This window comes from Actinomycetospora rhizophila, assembly GCF_042657905.1.
GTDB classification, from domain to species: Bacteria; Actinomycetota; Actinomycetes; order Mycobacteriales; family Pseudonocardiaceae; genus Actinomycetospora; species Actinomycetospora rhizophila.
In genome coordinates, this window is record NZ_JBHSKG010000024.1 from 77,293 (window position 1) to 93,866 (window position 16,574).

The following is a 16,574-nucleotide window of genomic DNA, read 5'->3' on the forward strand; positions in this document are numbered from 1 at the left end:
CGCGTCCGGCGTCTTGGTGAGGGGCCGCCGATAGGTCAGGCTCACCCGTGTGCCCCAGGATCTCCGACAGCGCGTCGCCGGCCCGGTGCTCTGTCCGGGTGACGACGGGTACGACGACGAGCTCGCGGGGTTCGACCTGTCGGTGCGCCAGCGCCCGGCGGTGGTCGTGGGCGCGACGGGCGCGGACGACGTCGTCGCCGCCGTCGGGCACGCCGTGGCGACGGGGCTCGCGGTCGGCGTGCAGGCGACGGGGCACGGGATCACCGTGCCCGCCGACGGGTCGGCGCTGCTGATCACCACGCGGCGGATGGACGGTGTCGACGTGGACCCCGCCGCGCGCACCGCCCGGGTCGAGGCCGGGGTGACCTGGGGGCGCGTGCTGGAGGAGTCGTCACCCCACGGCCTCGCCCCGCTGCTCGGCTCGGCGCCTGCGGTGGGCGCCGTCTCGTACACCCTGGGTGGCGGGCTCGGCGAGCTCGGGCGGCGCTGGGGCTTCGCGGCCGATCACGTCCGCCGCCTCGACGTGGTCACCGCCGACGGGGTCGCCCGCCGGGTGAGCGCCGGCGAGCACCCCGACCTGTTCTGGGCGCTGCGCGGGGGCGGGGGCAACGTCGGGGTCGTCACGGCGATGGAGGTCGACCTCGTCGAGGTCGGCGAGGTGTACGGCGGCGGCCTGTTCTTCGCCGGCGAGGACGCCCGTCCCGTGCTCGCGGCCCTGCTCGCGGCCGGCCAGGTGGCCCCGGACGAGGTCAGCCTCTCGGCCGCGCTCATGACCTTTCCCGACGTGCCCGCCGTTCCGGAGCCGCTGCGCGGGCGCTGGTGCTGCCACGTGCGGGTCTGCTCCACGGGGGAGCCGCAGCGCTGCGAGGACGTGATCGCCCCGCTGCGCGCCGCGGCGACCCCGCTGCTCGACAGCGTCGCGACCCTGCCGGTCACCCGCATCGGCACGATCCACAACGACCCCGTCACGCCGGTGGCGACCAACAGCCGCTCGCTCGTCCTGCACCGCACGGACGCCGACGCGGTCGCGACGATCCTGCGCCACGCGGGTCCGCGGACCTCGTTCCTCATCGAGATGCGCCTCATGGGCGGCGCGCTCGCCCGCCCGCCCGCCGTGCCGAACGCGGTCGGCCACCGGCACGCCGCGGCCACCGTCTACACCACGGCCTACCCCCACCCCGACGGCCCGAGCGCGGTCGACACCGCCGCCGAGCAGGCCCTGCTCGACGACCTCGGGCCGTGGAGCGACGGCGGCGCGCTCGTCAACTTCCTCGCCGGGGCCCACGTCGGCGCGGCCGACGTCCGCGCCGCCTACGAGCCCGCCACCTGGGAGCGGCTCGTGGCGGTCAAGTCGGCGTGGGACCCGGGCAACGTCTTCCGCATCAACCACAACGTCCCCCCGCATCTGCACGAGGAGCGCCCGTGACCGAGACCCCCCTCGGCACCGTGGTCGAGATCGACGACCGCACCGTCCTGGTCACCGGCCAGGAGCTCGACGTCGCCCGCGAGCAGCCGGACGTGGGCCACGCGCTCGTGCACCGCGCCGGCGACACGCTCGTGCTCGTCGACACGGGCGTCACCGAGGCCTTCCGCGCGGCGCTGAAGGGCGCCGTCGACCGGGTGGGCCCGTGGTCGCGCCTGCTCCTGCTGACCACCCACGGCCACACCGACCACGTCGGCAACAACGATCTGGTCGACGAGCTCGCCGCCGAGCGCGGGGTGCCCGCGGAGCACTGGGTCCCGGCCCGCGACCTCGAGCAGATGGCACACCCGGTCGCCTACTGGGAGCACGCCTTCGCCGGGATCGCCGGCGTCGCCCCGCTGCCCGCGCCCCCGTCGCTGTCCGCGAAGAAGATCGTCTCGCTGTTCCAGCCGCTGCACCCCTTCGGCGCGACGACCCGGACCTACGAGGAGCGCCCGCTCGAGCGCCTCCTGCTCGGGCCGGCGCGGATGACCGGCTGGTCGTTCGCCGACGGCGCGGTCCGGGTGCTGCGCAGCCAGGGGCACACCGCCGGGCACGTGGTCGTCCACCTCGCCGACACGGGCCTCGTGCACCTCGGTGACGAGGCCAACGGCGGCTGCGGGGCGATGCCCGACGCCGACCAGCTCAAGCTGCACACGGTGCTCGGCGCCGTCGCCACCGCGGCCGCCGACGGCGCGGTGACCACCGTGACCCAGGCCCACGACGCCACGGTCCGGCGCGGCGCCGACGCCGTGGCCCACCTCGACGAGCTGCTCGCGCAGGGCGTGGCCCTGCAGGAGGCCGCCCTGGACATCACGGCCGGCCACGAGCCGGTCGCCCCGGAGCGCTTCGTCGACGACATCACGCGCCGCCTCGCCGAGATCGGCGGCGGCGGGCCGAACCCCAATCCGGTCTTCACCGGCATGATGTCGGTCAACCTGCTCGCCGAGATCGGGCTGCGTCCCGATCGGGGCCAGGACGACCGGCCCTGGTCGCGTCCGGCCCAGGAGGACCCCGCACCGGTCGCCGGGATGCCGCACGGCGTCGCGCTCCTGCCCGCCGCCGCCGCGATGGTCGGCTGGAAGCTCCGCGGGCGGGACCGGTGACCGCCCCGACCGATCCCCGCCGCTGGCTCGTGCTGGTCGCCATGACCGGCTCGCTGTCCATGATCATGCTCGACCAGACGGTGGTCTCGGTCGCGCTGCCGACGATGGGCCGCGAGCTGTCCCTGGGCCCGGCCGCCCAGCAGTGGGTGGTCAACGCCTACGTGCTCGCCCTCGCCGCCCTCGTGGCGCTCGGCGGCAAGGCCGCGGACCTGCTCGGCCCGCGGCGGGCGTTCCGCTCCGGGGTCACCCTGTTCTTCCTCGCGTCGGTGGGCTGCGGGCTGGCGCCGGCGGGCCCCCTGGGCGAGGCGACGATCATCGCCTGCCGCACGCTGCAGGGCGCCGGCGCGGCGCTGATGGTGCCGGTGTCGGGGGCCATCGTCATCGCCGCGTTCGGGCCCAGCGAGCGCGGCCGCGCGATGGCGATCTTCGCCGGCATCAGCCAGATCTTCGTGGCGCTCGGGCCGCTCATCGGCGGGCTGCTCACCGAGTACGTGTCCTGGCGGGCGGTGTTCTTCCTCAACGTCCCGGTCGGGATCGCGACGCTCGTGCTCGTCGCGATCGCCCCGGTGCCCGCCGCGCGCGTCCCCGGCACCACCGTGCGGCCCCTCGACGTCCTGCTCGTGGTGGCGGGCCTCGCCCTGACCACGTTCGCGATCCAGGGCGCGGGCGCGGTCGGTCTGTCGGCGCCGGTGCTGGCCCTGCTCGCCGTCGGCCTCGCGGCCACGGGGTGGTTCGTCGTCCGCCAGCTCCGCGACCCGGACCCGCTCATCCACGTGCGGCTGTTCGCCGACCGCGGCTTCACCGGCGCGGCCGTCGTCATGGGGTTCGTGCAGTTCGGGCTGCTCGGGCTGGTGCTCTACAGCTCGATCTACCTGCAGGAGCTGCTCGGCTTCGGGCCGATGAGCGCGGGGCTCGCGGTGCTGCCGCTGATCCTGCCGCTGACCCTCGCCGCGCAGATCGGCGGGCGCTGGTTCGACCGGTCGGGGGTGCGGGGCCCGGTGCTCACCGGGCTCGTGCTCTGCGCGGTCGGCACGGTGCTGTGGCTGCTCGCGCTCCCGGGCCTGGACTACGCCCTGCAGACGCCCGGGATGGCCCTGGTCGGCATCGGCCTGGGGCTCACGCTGTCCCCGACGAACACCGACGCGCTCTCGCGGGTCGCGGCCACCGAGCGCACCCAGGCCTCCGGCGTCGTCCAGACCGTCCGCCAGCTGGGCGGCACGCTGGGCATCGCGGTGATCGGTGCCGTGGTGATCGCCGCGGACGCCGACGTGCCGGGCCGGACGGCCGCCCCGTCGGGGATCGCCGCCGGGTTCTGGGTCGCCGCCGGCGCGTTCGTGCTGGCGGCGCTGGTCGGGGCCCTGCTCCTGGCCCGTCGGGTGCCCGGACCTACCGGAACGGTCAAGTTACCCGCTGGTACGAACCCGTCCGTCGGACCCGGGTGAGACATCGCCGACCATGGCAGGATCGCGCCCCGGGGCAGGTGAGAGCCTGCCCCGGACAATCGTTCGTCGGCAGGAAGGTGACGGCGTGGCGCGCGAATTCGCCCGGGTCGGAGTGGTCGGTCTCGGCACCATGGGGGCCGGGATCGTCGAGGTGTTCGCCCGCGGCGGCATCGAGGTCGTCGCGGTGGAGGTCGACGAGGCGTCGGCCACCCACGGTCGCGAGACCCTCGAGGCGTCGACGCAGCGGGCCGTCGACCGCTCCAAGATGGCCGCCGACGACCGCGAGGCGCTGCTCGGGCGCGTGCGGGTCACCACGAACCTCGACGACCTCGCCGACGTCGACCTCGTCGTCGAGGCCGTGCCCGAGCGCCTCGAGCTCAAGGCCGAGGTCTTCGCGGCGCTGAGCAAGGTCTGCGGCCCGGACACGATCTTCGCCTCGAACACCTCGTCGCTGTCGATCACCGAGCTGTCGGTGCGCACCGAGCGCCCCCACCAGGTGGTCGGCATGCACTTCTTCAACCCGGCGCCGGTGCAGGCGCTGGTCGAGGTCGTGCGCACGGTCGTCACCGACCCCGAGGTGCTCGCCGACGTCACCGACCTGGCCGTGCGGCTCGGCAAGAGCCCGGTGGTGTGCGGCGACCGCGCCGGCTTCATCGCCAACAACCTGCTCTTCACCTACCTCAACCAGGCCGTCGGGATGTTCGAGTCCCACTACGCCGGGCGCGAGGACCTCGACGCCGCCATGCGCTACGGCTGCGGCTACCCGATGGGTCCGCTGGCCCTCATGGACCTCATCGGCCTCGACACGGCCTACGAGATCCTCGACACGATGTACCGGCAGTCGCGCAACCAGCGCCACGCACCGGCCCCGATCCTCAAGCAGATGATCACCGCCGGGCTGCTGGGCCGGAAGTCCGGGCGCGGCTTCTACACCTACGCCGCCCCCGGCTCGCCCGAGGTCGTCGCCGACTCGCTGACCCCGCCGCCGCCCGGTCAGGAGGGCGGCGACCAGCGCACGGTCCAGCGCGTCGGCGTCGTCGGCACCGGCACGATGGCCACCGGCATCGCCGAGGTCTTCGCGAAGTCCGGCTACGACGTGGTCGTCCGCGCCCGCACCGAGGCCAAGGGCGAGGGCGTGGTCGCGGGCATCCGCAAGTCGCTCGAGAAGGCCGTCGTCAAGGGCAAGCTCTCCGAGAGCGCCCGCGACGAGACCCTCGCCCGCGTCCGGCCCACCACGACGTTCGACGACCTCGCCGACTGCGACCTCGTCGTCGAGGCCGTCGCCGAGGACCTCGAGGTCAAGCAGGCCGTGTTCGGCGCCCTCGACGACGTCGTCAAGGCCGGCGCGATCCTCGCGACCACCACCTCGTCGCTGCCGGTGGTCGAGTGCGCCGCGGCCACGCAGCGCCCCGACGACGTCATCGGCATGCACTTCTTCAACCCGGCGTCGGTGATGAAGCTGGTGGAGATCGTCAGCCCGATCACCACCGCCCCGGACGTCACCTCCACCGTGCGGGCCGTCACCGCGAAGATCGGCAAGCACCCGGTGCTCTGCGGCGACCGCGCAGGCTTCATCGTCAACGCGCTGCTCTTCCCGTACCTCAACGACGCGACCGCGATGCTCGAGGCGAACTACGCCACCGCCGACGACATCGACTCGGCCATGAAGAACGGCTGCGGGCTGCCGATGGGGCCGTTCGCGCTGCTCGACGTCGTGGGCCTGGACGTGTCGCTGGCGATCGAGCGCTCGCTGTACATGGAGTTCCGGGTCCCGGGCTTCGCGCCGGCGCCGCTGCTGGAGCACCTCGTCACGGCCGGTCGCCTCGGCCGCAAGACGGGGCAGGGCTTCCGGGACTACCAGAAGAAGTAGGCCAGGCAGGGATGTCCCGCAGGTCTCGCCGTCCGGGCCGCCCCGCAGCAGAGCCCTCTCCGCTGCGGGGCGGCTGGCTGCGCGACGAGGACGGCTGGACGGTGCGGTCGGTCAGCGGCACCGCGGCCACGAAGAGCTACGTCTGCCCCGGCTGCCACCAGGACATCCCGCCGGGCACGCCGCACGTGGTGGCGTGGCCCTCCGACGAGCCGGAGGGCACGGTGGAGCGCCGGCACTGGCACACGGGCTGCTGGCGCCGGGAGCGCCGCAGCTCTTAACGGGCCGTCCCTAGCGCGACGGGGCCGCGCTGCGCTGCTCGGGGGCCGAGGCGCCGCCGAGGTCGCCGCCGCCCGGCTCGTGGCCCGCGCCGTTGGCGTGCGCGGGCGGGTCGGGCAGCACCGGACGGCCGTCGGCCGGCCCCTCGTCGGGGAACGCGTCGACGGCGGGCAGGGCCCCGAGGGCCTGGCGCAGGGACGCCATCTGCTGGCCGACACGGTCGCGCAGGCGCCGCATCTCGGCGACCTCGGCGTCGGCCTCGCGCAGGCGGCGCCGGGCCTCCTCGGACGCCTCCTGCACGTACTTGTCGGCCCGCTCCTTCGAGGCCTTCTCGTCGGCCTCGAGCTGGCGCATCGCCTCGCGGCGGCGTGCGGCCATCGCGAGGGCGAAGTCGTTCTCGACCTGCTCGCGCGACGCCCGGCCCTCGGCGTCGAGGCGGTCGCGCTCCTGCTCGGCCTGCTGGCGCACGCGCGCGGACTCGGCGCGGGCGGCGTCCATGAGACTCCGGTGCTCGTCCTCCATCGCGTGGCGACGGCGCTCGTTGTCGGCGAGGCCCTCGTCGTAGCGGTGACGGGCCTGCTCGGCCTCGGCCTCGGCGCGCTCGTGGATCTCGCGGGCCTGGCGGCGGGCCTCCTCGAGCATGCCGCGCCCCTGCTCGTCGGCCTCCTCGACCGTGCGGCGGGCGCGCTGCTCGGCCTCGGCGGCCGTCTTGCGGGCGTGCTCGTCGGCGCCGTTCATGGTGCGCCGCGCGTACTCGTCGGCCTCCTCGCGGATGCGCCGGGACGCGTCGGCGGCCTCGTCGCGCATGGAGCGGGTCTCGTCCTGGGCGAGGCGCAGCATCCGCTGCAGGCGCTCGGACAGGCCCTCCATGGTGTCCGGCGGCGCCGAGAGCCGGTCGACCTGCGCGCGCAGGTCCTCGACGTGCGCGCGATGGTGGTCGAGCGCCCGCGCGAGCTCGGTGGCCTGGGCGACGGCGGCGTCGCGGTCGGCGGTGAGGATCCGCAGGTCGGCCTCGACGCGGTCGAGGTGCTCCTCGACCTGGCCGCGGTCGTACCCGCGGCGCACGACGTCGAAGCCGGTCCCCAGCGGCAACAGCTCGTGCTCGTCGGACGGCATGCCGGTCACGGTACCGGCGTGACGCAGGGTGCTCCACGGACGGGTGAGCGACTGACGCTCACCCGTCCGCGCAGCTCATCGGTGTGGATCAACACCCGCTCAGACGCCCCGGAAGCGGTTGATGGCCTCGAGGTGCTGCTCGCGCTTCTCGGTGTTGGTGACGCCGAGGCCCTCCTCGGGCGCGAGGCCCAGCACGCCGACCTTGCCCTGGTGGCTGTTGTGGTGCACGTCGTTGGCCGCCTCGCCGGTCTCGTGCAGCGGGTAGACGCGCGAGACGGTCGGGTGGATCGCGCCCTGGGCCACCAGGCGGTTCGCCAGGTAGGCCTCCTTGTAGTTCGCGAAGTGCGACCCGATGATCCGCTTGAGGTTCATCCACAGGTACCGGTTGTCGTACTGGTGCATGAAGCCCGAGGTCGACGCGCAGGTGACGATCGTGCCGCCGCGCTTGGCGACGTAGACGCTCGCGCCGAAGGTCTCGCGGCCCGGGTGCTCGAAGACGATGTCCGGGTCGTCGCCGCCGGTCAGCTCGCGGATCTTCTGGCCGAACCGCTTCCACTCGCGCGGGTCCTGGGTCTCGGGGTCGGACCAGAACTTGTAGCCCTCGGCGGAGCGGTCGATGATCAGCTCGGCGCCCATCTTGCGGCAGATCTCGGCCTTCTCCGGGCTGGAGACCACGCAGACCGGCGTCGCGCCGCCGTTGAGCGCGAACTGGGTGGCGTAGGAGCCCAGGCCGCCCGAGGCGCCCCAGATCAGCACGACGTCGCCCTGGGTCATGTTGGCGCCGTTCGCGCTGACCAGCTGGCGGTAGGCGGTGGAGTTGACCAGCCCCGGGGAGGCGGCCTCCTCCCAGGTGAGGTGGTCGGGCTTGGGCATGAGCTGGTTGGTCTTCACCAGCGCCAGCTCGGCGAGCCCGCCGAAGTTGGTCTCGAAGCCCCAGATGCGCTGCTCGGGGTCCATCATCGTGTCGTCGTGGCCGTCGGGGGCCTCGAGCTCGACCGAGAGGCAGTGCGCGACGACCTTGTCGCCCGGCTTCCAGGTGTGCACGCCCTCGCCGGTCTTGATGACGACGCCGGCGAGGTCGGAGCCCACCACGTGGTAGGGCAGGTCGTGGCGCTTGGCCAGCGGCGAGATCTTGCCGTAGCGCTTGAGGAAGCTGAACGTCGACACCGGCTCGAAGATCGAGGTCCACACGGTGTTGTAGTTGATGGCGCTGGCCATCACGGCCACCAGCGCCTCGCCGGGGGCCACCTCGGGGGTGGGCACGTCGTCGAGGTGCAGCGACTTGCGCGGGTCCTTCTCGCGCGAGGCCATCCCCTCGAACATGTCGGCCTCGTCGGCGTGGACGGTGATGCCCCGGTACGACTCGGGGACGGGCTGGCCGTCGAGGGCGGCGGTGTCGTCGGCGAGGATGGCGTCGCGGATGTCCTGCACGGTCAAGCCTTCCGTCTGTGGGCGGTGGCGCGAGGCTACCGACCGGTAACAGTCCTGGGGACCGGGGTGTGAGCGGGTCGGTGTGGCTAGTGCTCCCGGGCGGGCTCGACGAGCTCCACGAGCACCCCGCCGGCGTCCTTGGGGTGCACGAAGTTGACCCGCGAGCCGGCGGTGCCGCGCCGCGGGGCGTCGTAGAGCAGCCGCAGGCCCTTGGCGCGCAGCGTGTCCATGCTGGCCTCGACGTCGGTCACCCGGTAGGCGACCTGCTGCAGGCCGGGGCCGTTGCGGTCGATGAACTTGGCGATCGTGGACGACTCGGACAGCGGCGCGAGCAGCTGCACCGCCGGGCCCGCGTCGTCCCCGGGAGCGTGCAGCATCGCCTCCCGGACGCCCTGCTCCTCGTTGGTCTCCTGGTGGGACGCCACGAGCCCGAGGTTCTCGGCGTACCAGGCGATGGCGGCGTCGAGGTCGGGCACGGCGATCCCCACGTGGTCGATCGTGGTGATGCCGCTCGCGGCCAGGTCGCCTGTCGTCGCGTCGGATGCCCCGTCGGAAACCATGGCGGGCAGGGTAACCATCTGAATCGAAGTGTCCGCTGCGTGACGCAGCGCACGCTCGATTTCCCAAGCACGTCGGCGCCGGGCCGCGATCGGTACGGTGCCGCGCCGTGGACCTGCAGCAATTGGTCGCGCAAGCGCGTGACGGGACCCCGCGCGCGGTGGCGCGCCTGATCTCCCTGGTGGAGGACGGGAGTCCCCGGCTGCGCGAGCTGGCGGCCGCGCTCGCCCCCCACACGGGTCACGCGCGGGTGGTCGGCCTGACCGGCTCGCCCGGGGTCGGGAAGTCGACCACCACGTCGGCGCTGGTCAGCGCCCTGCGCGCCGACGGCAGGCGCGTCGGCGTGCTCGCCGTCGACCCCAGCTCGCCGTTCTCCGGCGGTGCGCTGCTCGGCGACCGCGTCCGGATGGGCGAGCACGCGACCGATCCCGGCGTGTTCATCCGATCGATGGCCACCCGCGGGCACCTCGGCGGGCTCGCGGCCGCCACCCCGCAGGCGCTGCGCGTGCTGGACGCCGCCGGCTGCGACGTGATCCTGGTCGAGACGGTGGGGGTGGGCCAGTCGGAGGTCGAGGTCGTCGCCCTGGCCGACACGACGGTCGTGCTCCTGGCGCCCGGGATGGGCGACGGTGTCCAGGCGGCCAAGGCCGGGATCCTCGAGGTCGGGGACGTGTTCGTGGTCAACAAGGCCGACCGCGACGGCGCGGACGCCACGGTGCGCGAGCTGCAGCACATGGTGTCGCTGAACCGCCGCGAGCTCGCGGGGCCGGCGTGGCGCCCGCCGGTGGTGCGGACGGTGGCCTCGGCGGGGCAGGGGATCGACGAGCTGGTCGGTGCCCTCGACGACCACCGCGCCTGGCTGGCCGACCACGACCGCCTCGCCGACGGTGCCCGGCAGCGGGCGCGCGCCGAGGTCGAGGCGATCGCCCTGGCCGACCTGCGCGGGCGCATCCGGGGGCTCGCGGGGGACGCGGGCCTGGACGAGCTGGCCGAGCGCGTCGTCGCGGGGGAGCTGGACCCCTACGCCGCCGCCGACGCGGTCGTGGCCGCGGTGCGCGGCTGACTCATCGCAGGACGCCGGCGGCGGGCAGGGCGACCGAGAGCCAGGGGATGACGACGGCGACGGTCGGCACGACGACCACGGCGGCCGCCGCGAGGTAGGTGCCGGTCGCCAGCGCCGGGCCGCCGCACGACTGCGAGCGCACGCGGGCCAGGCGCGCGCCGACCTCGGCGTCGCCGGTGACCCCGAACGCCTCGAGCGCGCCCGCCATCGCCGTGTCGGAGCAGCGGGCGCGGCCGGCGTCGTCGGCGAGCATCTCCAGGAGCATCCCGACCGCGTCACGGGCCTGGCGGCTGCGCGCGAGCACCGGGAACGCCTGGTGCAGGGCGACGAAGCCCTCGCGGACGAGGTCGTGGCGGGCGTCGAGGTGCGCCTGCTCGTGGGCGAGGACGGCGCGCAGCTCGTCGGCGTCGAGGGTGTCGAGGGCCGCCTCGGTGACCACCACCCGCGGCGCGCGCCCCGGCACGCAGTAGGCGAAGGGCACCGCGCCGTCGAGCACCCGGAGCACGGACTCCGTCCCGGAGCCGCCGATCAGGGCGCTGCGCTCGGCGCGGTCGAGCAGGTCGACCATGTCGCGGTGGCGGGCGCGCCGGCGCCGGGTGCGCACCGCGAGCAGCACGAGCACGCCGAACAGCCGCAGCACGATGAGGCCGGCGAGGACCGCGGCGATGACGACCGCGACGACCGTCGGTGTGCCCCGGCGCTCCTCGGGGGCCAGGGCGCGCAGCAGCTCCTCGGGCGCGGCGAGGGCGCTGCCGACCGCGGCGAGCACGGCGGCCACGGCGATCGCCTGCCACAGCACGATCGCCGCCCGCGGCACCCGCTGCGGCCACCGGGCGCGGGCCAGCACCGAGGGGACGGGGCCCGCCAGCACCAGGGCCAGCGCGGCCAGCCAGACCGACGCCATGGGGTCAGTCTGCGGCGGGTGGAGCCAAGATCACGACTCGGGGGCGCCTTCCTGACCATCGGTGCGCGGGCGCGGCACCTCCGGCACCACCGGCGCGGCCGCCGGGGGTGCGGCCTGCAGCGCCGCACGCAGGGCGGCCGCCTCCTCGGGGCCGACCCGGTCGACGAAAGCCACCAGCGCGGCGGTGCGGTCCTCGCCGACGTCGCCCAGCGCGTCCAGCATCAGCGAGGCCGCCAGCTGCTCGCGGGTGGACGCCGCGGTGTAGCGGTAGGCCTTGCCGTCCCGCTCCTGGCGCACCACGCCCTTCTTGGCCAGACGGCCGAGGACGGTCATCACCGTGGTGTACGCGAGCTCGCGGTCGAGCCGGTCGTGCACCTCACGGACGGTCAGGGGCGCCGGAGCGGCCCACAGCTGCGCCATCACCGCGCGCTCGAGCTCTCCCAGGGCCACGTCACGCATCCTAGCCGTGGATCCCCTTGCCAACGCAAACCGTCGTACTACGCTTGGTCGTAGATACGACGCTGCGTCGTAGGCGAGGAGGTCGTCGTGACCGCGCTGGAGCTGTCCCGACTGCAGTTCGCGGTCGTGACCGTGTACCACTACCTGTTCGTCCCGCTGTCGATCTCGCTCGCGTCCCTGACGGCGCTGCTGCAGACGCTCGCGTTCCGCAGCACGAAGCGGAGCGGAGCTGCTTCGCCGGAGGCGGACGGCCGCACCGGCGATCCCCGGTGGCAGCGGTTGACGCTGGTCGCGGGCAAGTTGCTCATGATCACGTTCGCGGTCGGCATCGTCACCGGGCTCGTCCAGGAGTTCCAGTTCGGCCTGTCCTGGTCGGCGTTCGCGCGGTTCTACGGCGACGTCTTCGGCCCCACGCTCGCGATCGAGGGGATGCTCGCGTTCTTCCTCGAGGCGACGTTCCTGGGGCTGTGGTGGTTCGGCGCCGACCGCCTGCGCCCCGCGCTGCACCTCGCGACGATCTGGATCGTGGCGATCGGCACGCTGATCTCCGCCTACGTGATCCTCGCCGCCAACGCGTTCATGCAGAACCCGGTGGCCTACACGCTCGACCCCGCCACCGGCCGGGCCCGGCTGGGCAGCTTCGCCGACCTGCTGACCAACGAGGTCGTCCTCGCCGCCTTCCCGCACACCATCGCCGGCGCGTTCGCCGGCGGCGGCGCGCTGGTGCTCGCCATCGGCGTCCACCGGCTGCGCCGCGGCGACCCGGACGGGCGCTGGCGGCTGTTCACGCGGGTGGGGGCGTGGACGACGTTCGCGGCCGGCGCGGCGGTCGCGCTGACCGGCGACCTGCTGGGCAAGGTCATGACCGCGGTCCAGCCCATGAAGATGGCCGCCGCCGAGGCGCTCTACGCGACGCAGGCGGGCGCGCCGTTCTCCCTGTTCGCCGTCGGCGCGCCGGGGGAGACGGAGCCGTTCTTCTCGCTCGACGTCCCGTGGCTGCTGTCGTTCCTCGCCACCGGCGACCCCACCGCGACGGTGCAGGGCATCGACGACCTGCAGGCCCAGTACGTCGCGCAGTTCGGGCCGGGCGACTACGTGCCGGTCGTCCCCATGGCCTACTGGAGCTTCCGCTTCATGATCGGCTTCGGGGTGCTGGCGACGATGGTGGCCGCCTGGGTGCTGTGGCGGACACGGAAGGGGCGGCAGCTCGACCCCGGCCCCGGCCTGCCCGGGCTGGCCGACCGGTGGCTGCTGCGGCTGCTCTGGACCGTGCCCGTCCTGCCCGCGCTCGCCGCGACCGCCGGCTGGCTGTTCACCGAGACCGCCCGCCAGCCCTGGCTCGTCTTCGGCCTGTTCCGCACGGCCGACGGGGTGTCGCCCGGGCTGACGCCGATCGAGCTCGTGGCCTCGCTGGCCGGGTTCGCGCTGGTCTACGGCGTGCTGGCCGTGGTGTGGGTGCGGCTGGTGCTGCGCGTCGCCCACACGGCGGGCGACGACCCGGCGCCCGCGCCCGCACCCGACGACACCGACCGCCCCCTCGTCCCCAGCTACTAGAGGAGCCCGCCATGGACCTCCCGACCCTGTGGTTCGCCCTCGCGATCACCTGCTGGGTGCTGTTCTTCGTGCTCGAGGGCTTCGACTTCGGCGTCGGCGTGCTCGCGGGCGCCCTCGGTCGCGACGACCACGAGCGCGGCGCCGGCGTCTCGACGATCGGCCCGGTGTGGGACGGCAACGAGGTGTGGCTCGTGGCCGCGGTCGGGGTGACGTTCGCGGCGTTCCCCGACTGGTACGCGGCCCTGATGAGCGGGCTCTATCTGCCGTTCGTGCTGATCCTGCTCGTGCTGGCCGCCCGCGGGGTCGCGCTGGAGTTCCGCGGCAAGGGCGGCACCGAGGCCTGGCGCCGGTGGTGCGACGGGGTGCTCGCGGCGTCGTCGCTGGTGGTCGCCGCCCTGTGGGGCGCGGTGCTCGGCGTGCTGGCCACGGGGCTGGCGCTGGGGGCCGACGGCGAGGTCGTCGGCGCGGGTCTCGGTCGCTCGCTGGCGCCGCTGGTGTCCGGCCCGGCGCTGCTCGGGGCGGCGCTCGGCGTCGGCGCGGCGCTGCTGCAGGGCGCGACGTTCCTCGGCCTGCGCACCACCGGCCCGGTGCGCGCCCGCGCGCGGACGGCGGCGCTCGGGGTCCTCGCGCCCGTGGCGGTGCTCGTCGCGCTGGTGGCGCCGATGGGTCTGGTGGCGGTGGCGGTCGTGGCGGTGCTGGTCGCCCTGCGCCGCGAGGTCCTCGCCTTCGCCGCGGCCTCGGTGGCGGTGGCGCTCGGGGTGGTGGCGGTGCTCGCCGCGCACCTGCCGGTCGTGCTGCCGAGCACCCTCGACCCGGCCTTCTCGCTGACCGTCGGGTCGGCGGCGGCGAGTCCCGGCGCGCTGCAGCTGATCACGATCGCCGCGGTGGTCGTCCTGCCCGGCGTCGTGGCGTACCAGGCGTTCTCGTACTGGGTCTTCCGGCGGCGGGTCGCCAGTGAGCGGGTGGCGTCGTGACGGACCGCCGGTTGCTGGCGCTCGCGCGGGGTGCGTGGGTGGGCGTGGCCACGCTCGTGCTCGTCGGTGTCCTGCAGGCGGCCTCGACGGTCGCCGCCGCGCTGGCCGCGGCGAGCGTGGTGACGGCGCTGGTCGTGGGGCCGGGCGGGGTGCCTCCGGCGGCGATCGCCGTGCTGGCGTCGGTCGTCGTGCTGCGGTCCGGGCTCGCGTGGCTCGAGCCGGTGGTGGCGTCGCGGACGGGGGAGCGGGTCGTCGAGCGGGAGCGCGAGCGGCTGCTCGAGCGCCTCGGGCACGACGACGCCCCGGCCGTGGTGCCGCTGGCCTCGCACGGGGTCGACGCCCTGCGCGGCTGGTTCACCGCGACGCTGCCCGCGCTCGTGCTCGCGGTGGTCCTCCCGCCCGCCGTGCTGGTCGTGCTGGCCCTCGCCGACCCGACGTCGGCGCTGGTCGTGGCCGTGACGCTGCCGCTGGTGCCCGTGTTCGCGGTGCTGCTCGGGTGGGCGGCGCGGGCGCGGGCGCGGCGGGAGTGGGCGGCGGGGGAGCGGCTGGCCGGGCACTTCCTCGACACGGTCGGGGGGCTCGCGACGCTGCGGCTGTTCGGGCGCTCCCGGCGCGCGGTCGAGGCCGTCGAGGAGCTCGGCGAGCAGCACCGGGCGGCGTCGACGCGCGTGCTGCGCGTGGCGTTCCTGTCGTCGACGGCGCTCGAGCTGCTCGGGACGCTGTCGGTCGGCCTGGTCGCGGTGGGTGCCGGGGTGCGGCTCGTCGAGGGCGCGATGGCGCTGTACCCGGCGCTCGTCGCGATCCTGCTCGCCGGCGAGGCGCACCGCCCGCTGCGCGAGGCCGGCGCGCGGTTCCACGACAACGCCCGCGCCACGGCCGTGCTGGACGAGCGGGACGCGCTGGCGTCGACGCCGTCCTCGTCGCTCGCGCGCTCGGTGTCGGAGGGGCCGGCGCAGGTCCGGGTGCGCGAGCTGACCGTGCGGCACCCCGGGCGCCGGGACGCGACGCCGTCGGTCCCGGCGCTCGAGGCCCGCGGCGGCGAGCTGGTCGTCGTCGCCGGGCCGTCCGGGGCGGGCAAGACCACGCTGTTGCGGGCGCTCGCCGGCACGCTCGACGACGCCGCCGCGGCGTCCGGCGTGGTCGAGGTGCGTGGGCGGCTCGTGGTGCTCGGCCAGCACCCGCAGCTCCCGCACGCCGCGACCGTGGGCGAGGCGCTGGGCGCCGGGTCGCCGGCCCTGCTGCGACGCCTGGACCTGGACCTCGCCCCGTCGCTGCCCCTCGCCGAGGCCGGCCGCTCGCTGTCCTCGGGGCAGCGGCGCCGCCTCGCGCTCGCGGGCGTGCTGGGCGACGCCCACGCCGACCCTGCGAGCACCGTGGTCCTGCTCGACGAGCCCACCGCCCACCTCGACGGCGTGTCCGAGCAGGCGGTGGTCGCCGAGCTCCGCGCGCTCGCGGGCCGGGGCGCGCTGGTGCTCGCCGTCGCCCACCGCCCGGCCCTGCGCGCCGCCGCGGACCGTGTCGTGGACCTGGGCGTGGCGCCCGCGGCCACCCCTCCTGCAGCGAACGCGCCGTTCGCTGCTTCTACGCGCACGAACGACGCGTTCGCGCCCCGCGCCGGTGCGCCCGCCTCGGACGCGAACGGGGACTTCGCGCGCCTAGAGGCCTGCGAACGTCCAGCTGAGCACGCCGAGAGGGCGATCGCTGCGAAAGCTCGCCAGCGCCAGCCTGGGCTCGGGAGCGCCGTGGTGCTCGGGACCGGCGCGGCCGTCGCGGGCGTGGCGCTCACGGCGTCGGCGGCGTGGCTGATCGCCCGCGCGGCCGCCCAACCGCCGATCCTCACCCTGTCGATCGCCGTGGTGGCCGTGCGCGGGTTCGCCGTCGCGCGCCCCGTGCTGCGCCACCTCGAACGGGTCACCGCGCACGCCGACGGGCTGGCGCGCGTGGTCCGGTGGCGCCGGCGGGTGGTCGCCGCGCTGGCCGAGCGCGTGCCGGGCGCGGTCGCCGGGCGGCGGGGCCACCTGCTCGCGCGGGTGACCGACGACGTCGACGTCCGCCTCGACGGCCTCGTCCGCGGGGTGCTCCCGCTCGCCGTCGCGGGGCTCGCGCTGCCGGTGCTGCTCGGTGTCGCGGCGCTCGCGAGCCCCCCGATGGCCGCGGCGCTGCTCCCCGGGCTCGCCGTGGCGGCGCTCGGCGCGCCGCTGCTCGCCGCCCTCGTCGCGCGGCGCACCGCGCCGGCCGTGGAGCGCCCCGTCGACGACCTGCGCGCCGCCGTCGGCGAGGCCTACGCGGCCCGCGAGGAGCTCGCCGCCCGCGGCCTCGACGTCGTCCGGGCGCGCCCGCGGGCGACCGCCGCCGCGCC

Annotated in this window: 14 protein-coding genes; 9 read left to right on the forward strand and 5 right to left on the reverse strand. The window is 75.3% G+C overall.

What is annotated here, in order from left to right; all coding sequences use genetic code 11:
- The first annotated feature begins 49 nt into the window (after positions 1-49).
- From ACFPK1_RS30105 to ACFPK1_RS30125, 5 genes are all read left to right on the forward strand, one after another.
- A complete protein-coding gene (locus tag ACFPK1_RS30105; protein ID WP_378024627.1) occupies positions 50-1,426 on the forward strand; it encodes an FAD-binding oxidoreductase in 1,377 nt (458 codons plus the stop codon).
- Complete coding sequence (locus ACFPK1_RS30110) at positions 1,423-2,568, forward strand: MBL fold metallo-hydrolase (RefSeq protein WP_378024628.1); 1,146 nt, start codon at positions 1,423-1,425, stop codon at positions 2,566-2,568. The genes ACFPK1_RS30105 and ACFPK1_RS30110 overlap by 4 nt, the downstream gene beginning before the upstream one ends.
- On the forward strand, positions 2,565-4,010 hold the full coding sequence (locus ACFPK1_RS30115; protein WP_378024629.1) for a DHA2 family efflux MFS transporter permease subunit: 1,446 nt from the start codon (positions 2,565-2,567) through the stop codon (positions 4,008-4,010). Before ACFPK1_RS30110 ends, ACFPK1_RS30115 begins: the two co-directional genes overlap by 4 nt.
- An 85-nt stretch (positions 4,011-4,095) precedes the next feature.
- Entirely contained in the window at positions 4,096-5,880 is a 1,785-nt protein-coding gene (locus ACFPK1_RS30120; protein WP_378024630.1) for a 3-hydroxyacyl-CoA dehydrogenase family protein, read from the forward strand.
- 11 nt (positions 5,881-5,891) lie between these two features.
- Complete coding sequence (locus ACFPK1_RS30125; protein WP_378024631.1) at positions 5,892-6,158, forward strand: hypothetical protein; 267 nt, start codon at positions 5,892-5,894, stop codon at positions 6,156-6,158.
- Between the two features lie 10 nt (positions 6,159-6,168).
- On the opposite strand, the gene ACFPK1_RS30130 is transcribed toward ACFPK1_RS30125, so the two are convergent.
- The 3 genes from ACFPK1_RS30130 to mce all read right to left on the reverse strand — a co-directional run bounded on the left by ACFPK1_RS30130 (position 6,169) and on the right by mce (position 9,263).
- Complete coding sequence (locus tag ACFPK1_RS30130) at positions 6,169-7,272, reverse strand: DivIVA domain-containing protein (RefSeq protein ID WP_378024632.1); 1,104 nt, start codon at positions 7,270-7,272, stop codon at positions 6,169-6,171.
- 99 nt (positions 7,273-7,371) lie between these two features.
- The gene (gene ccrA, locus ACFPK1_RS30135) at positions 7,372-8,703 is read right to left on the reverse strand and encodes a crotonyl-CoA carboxylase/reductase (protein ID WP_378024644.1); all 1,332 of its coding nucleotides are present in this window, start codon (positions 8,701-8,703) and stop codon (positions 7,372-7,374) included.
- An 86-nt stretch (positions 8,704-8,789) separates the two neighbouring features.
- A complete protein-coding gene (gene mce, locus ACFPK1_RS30140) occupies positions 8,790-9,263 on the reverse strand; it encodes a methylmalonyl-CoA epimerase (RefSeq protein ID WP_378024633.1) in 474 nt (157 codons plus the stop codon).
- A gap of 107 nt (positions 9,264-9,370) precedes the next feature.
- On the opposite strand from mce, the gene meaB reads away from it, so the two are divergent.
- Positions 9,371-10,324: a methylmalonyl Co-A mutase-associated GTPase MeaB gene (meaB, locus tag ACFPK1_RS30145; protein WP_378024634.1), complete on the forward strand. Its 954-nt coding sequence runs from the start codon at positions 9,371-9,373 to the stop codon at positions 10,322-10,324.
- 1 nt (position 10,325) lies between these two features.
- Here the strand turns inward: meaB and ACFPK1_RS30150 are convergent, their stop codons facing one another.
- Positions 10,326-11,228 (reverse strand): M56 family metallopeptidase, encoded by a 903-nt coding sequence (locus ACFPK1_RS30150; RefSeq protein WP_378024635.1) that lies wholly within the window; start codon positions 11,226-11,228, stop codon positions 10,326-10,328.
- 30 nt (positions 11,229-11,258) lie between these two features.
- Positions 11,259-11,687: a BlaI/MecI/CopY family transcriptional regulator gene (locus ACFPK1_RS30155; RefSeq protein ID WP_378024636.1), complete on the reverse strand. Its 429-nt coding sequence runs from the start codon at positions 11,685-11,687 to the stop codon at positions 11,259-11,261.
- A gap of 87 nt (positions 11,688-11,774) precedes the next feature.
- Here ACFPK1_RS30155 and ACFPK1_RS30160 point away from each other — a divergent pair, with 87 nt between their 5' ends.
- From ACFPK1_RS30160 to ACFPK1_RS30170, 3 genes are all read left to right on the forward strand, one after another.
- Positions 11,775-13,241, forward strand: a complete 1,467-nt coding sequence (locus ACFPK1_RS30160) for a cytochrome ubiquinol oxidase subunit I (RefSeq protein WP_378024637.1) — start codon at positions 11,775-11,777, stop codon at positions 13,239-13,241.
- Positions 13,242-13,252: 11 nt separating this feature from the next.
- Positions 13,253-14,215, forward strand: a complete 963-nt coding sequence (gene cydB, locus ACFPK1_RS30165; RefSeq protein WP_378024638.1) for a cytochrome d ubiquinol oxidase subunit II — start codon at positions 13,253-13,255, stop codon at positions 14,213-14,215.
- A partial coding sequence (locus ACFPK1_RS30170) for an ABC transporter transmembrane domain-containing protein (RefSeq protein ID WP_378024639.1) occupies positions 14,212-16,574 on the forward strand: 2,363 nt, incomplete at its 3' end. The genes cydB and ACFPK1_RS30170, both read left to right, overlap by 4 nt.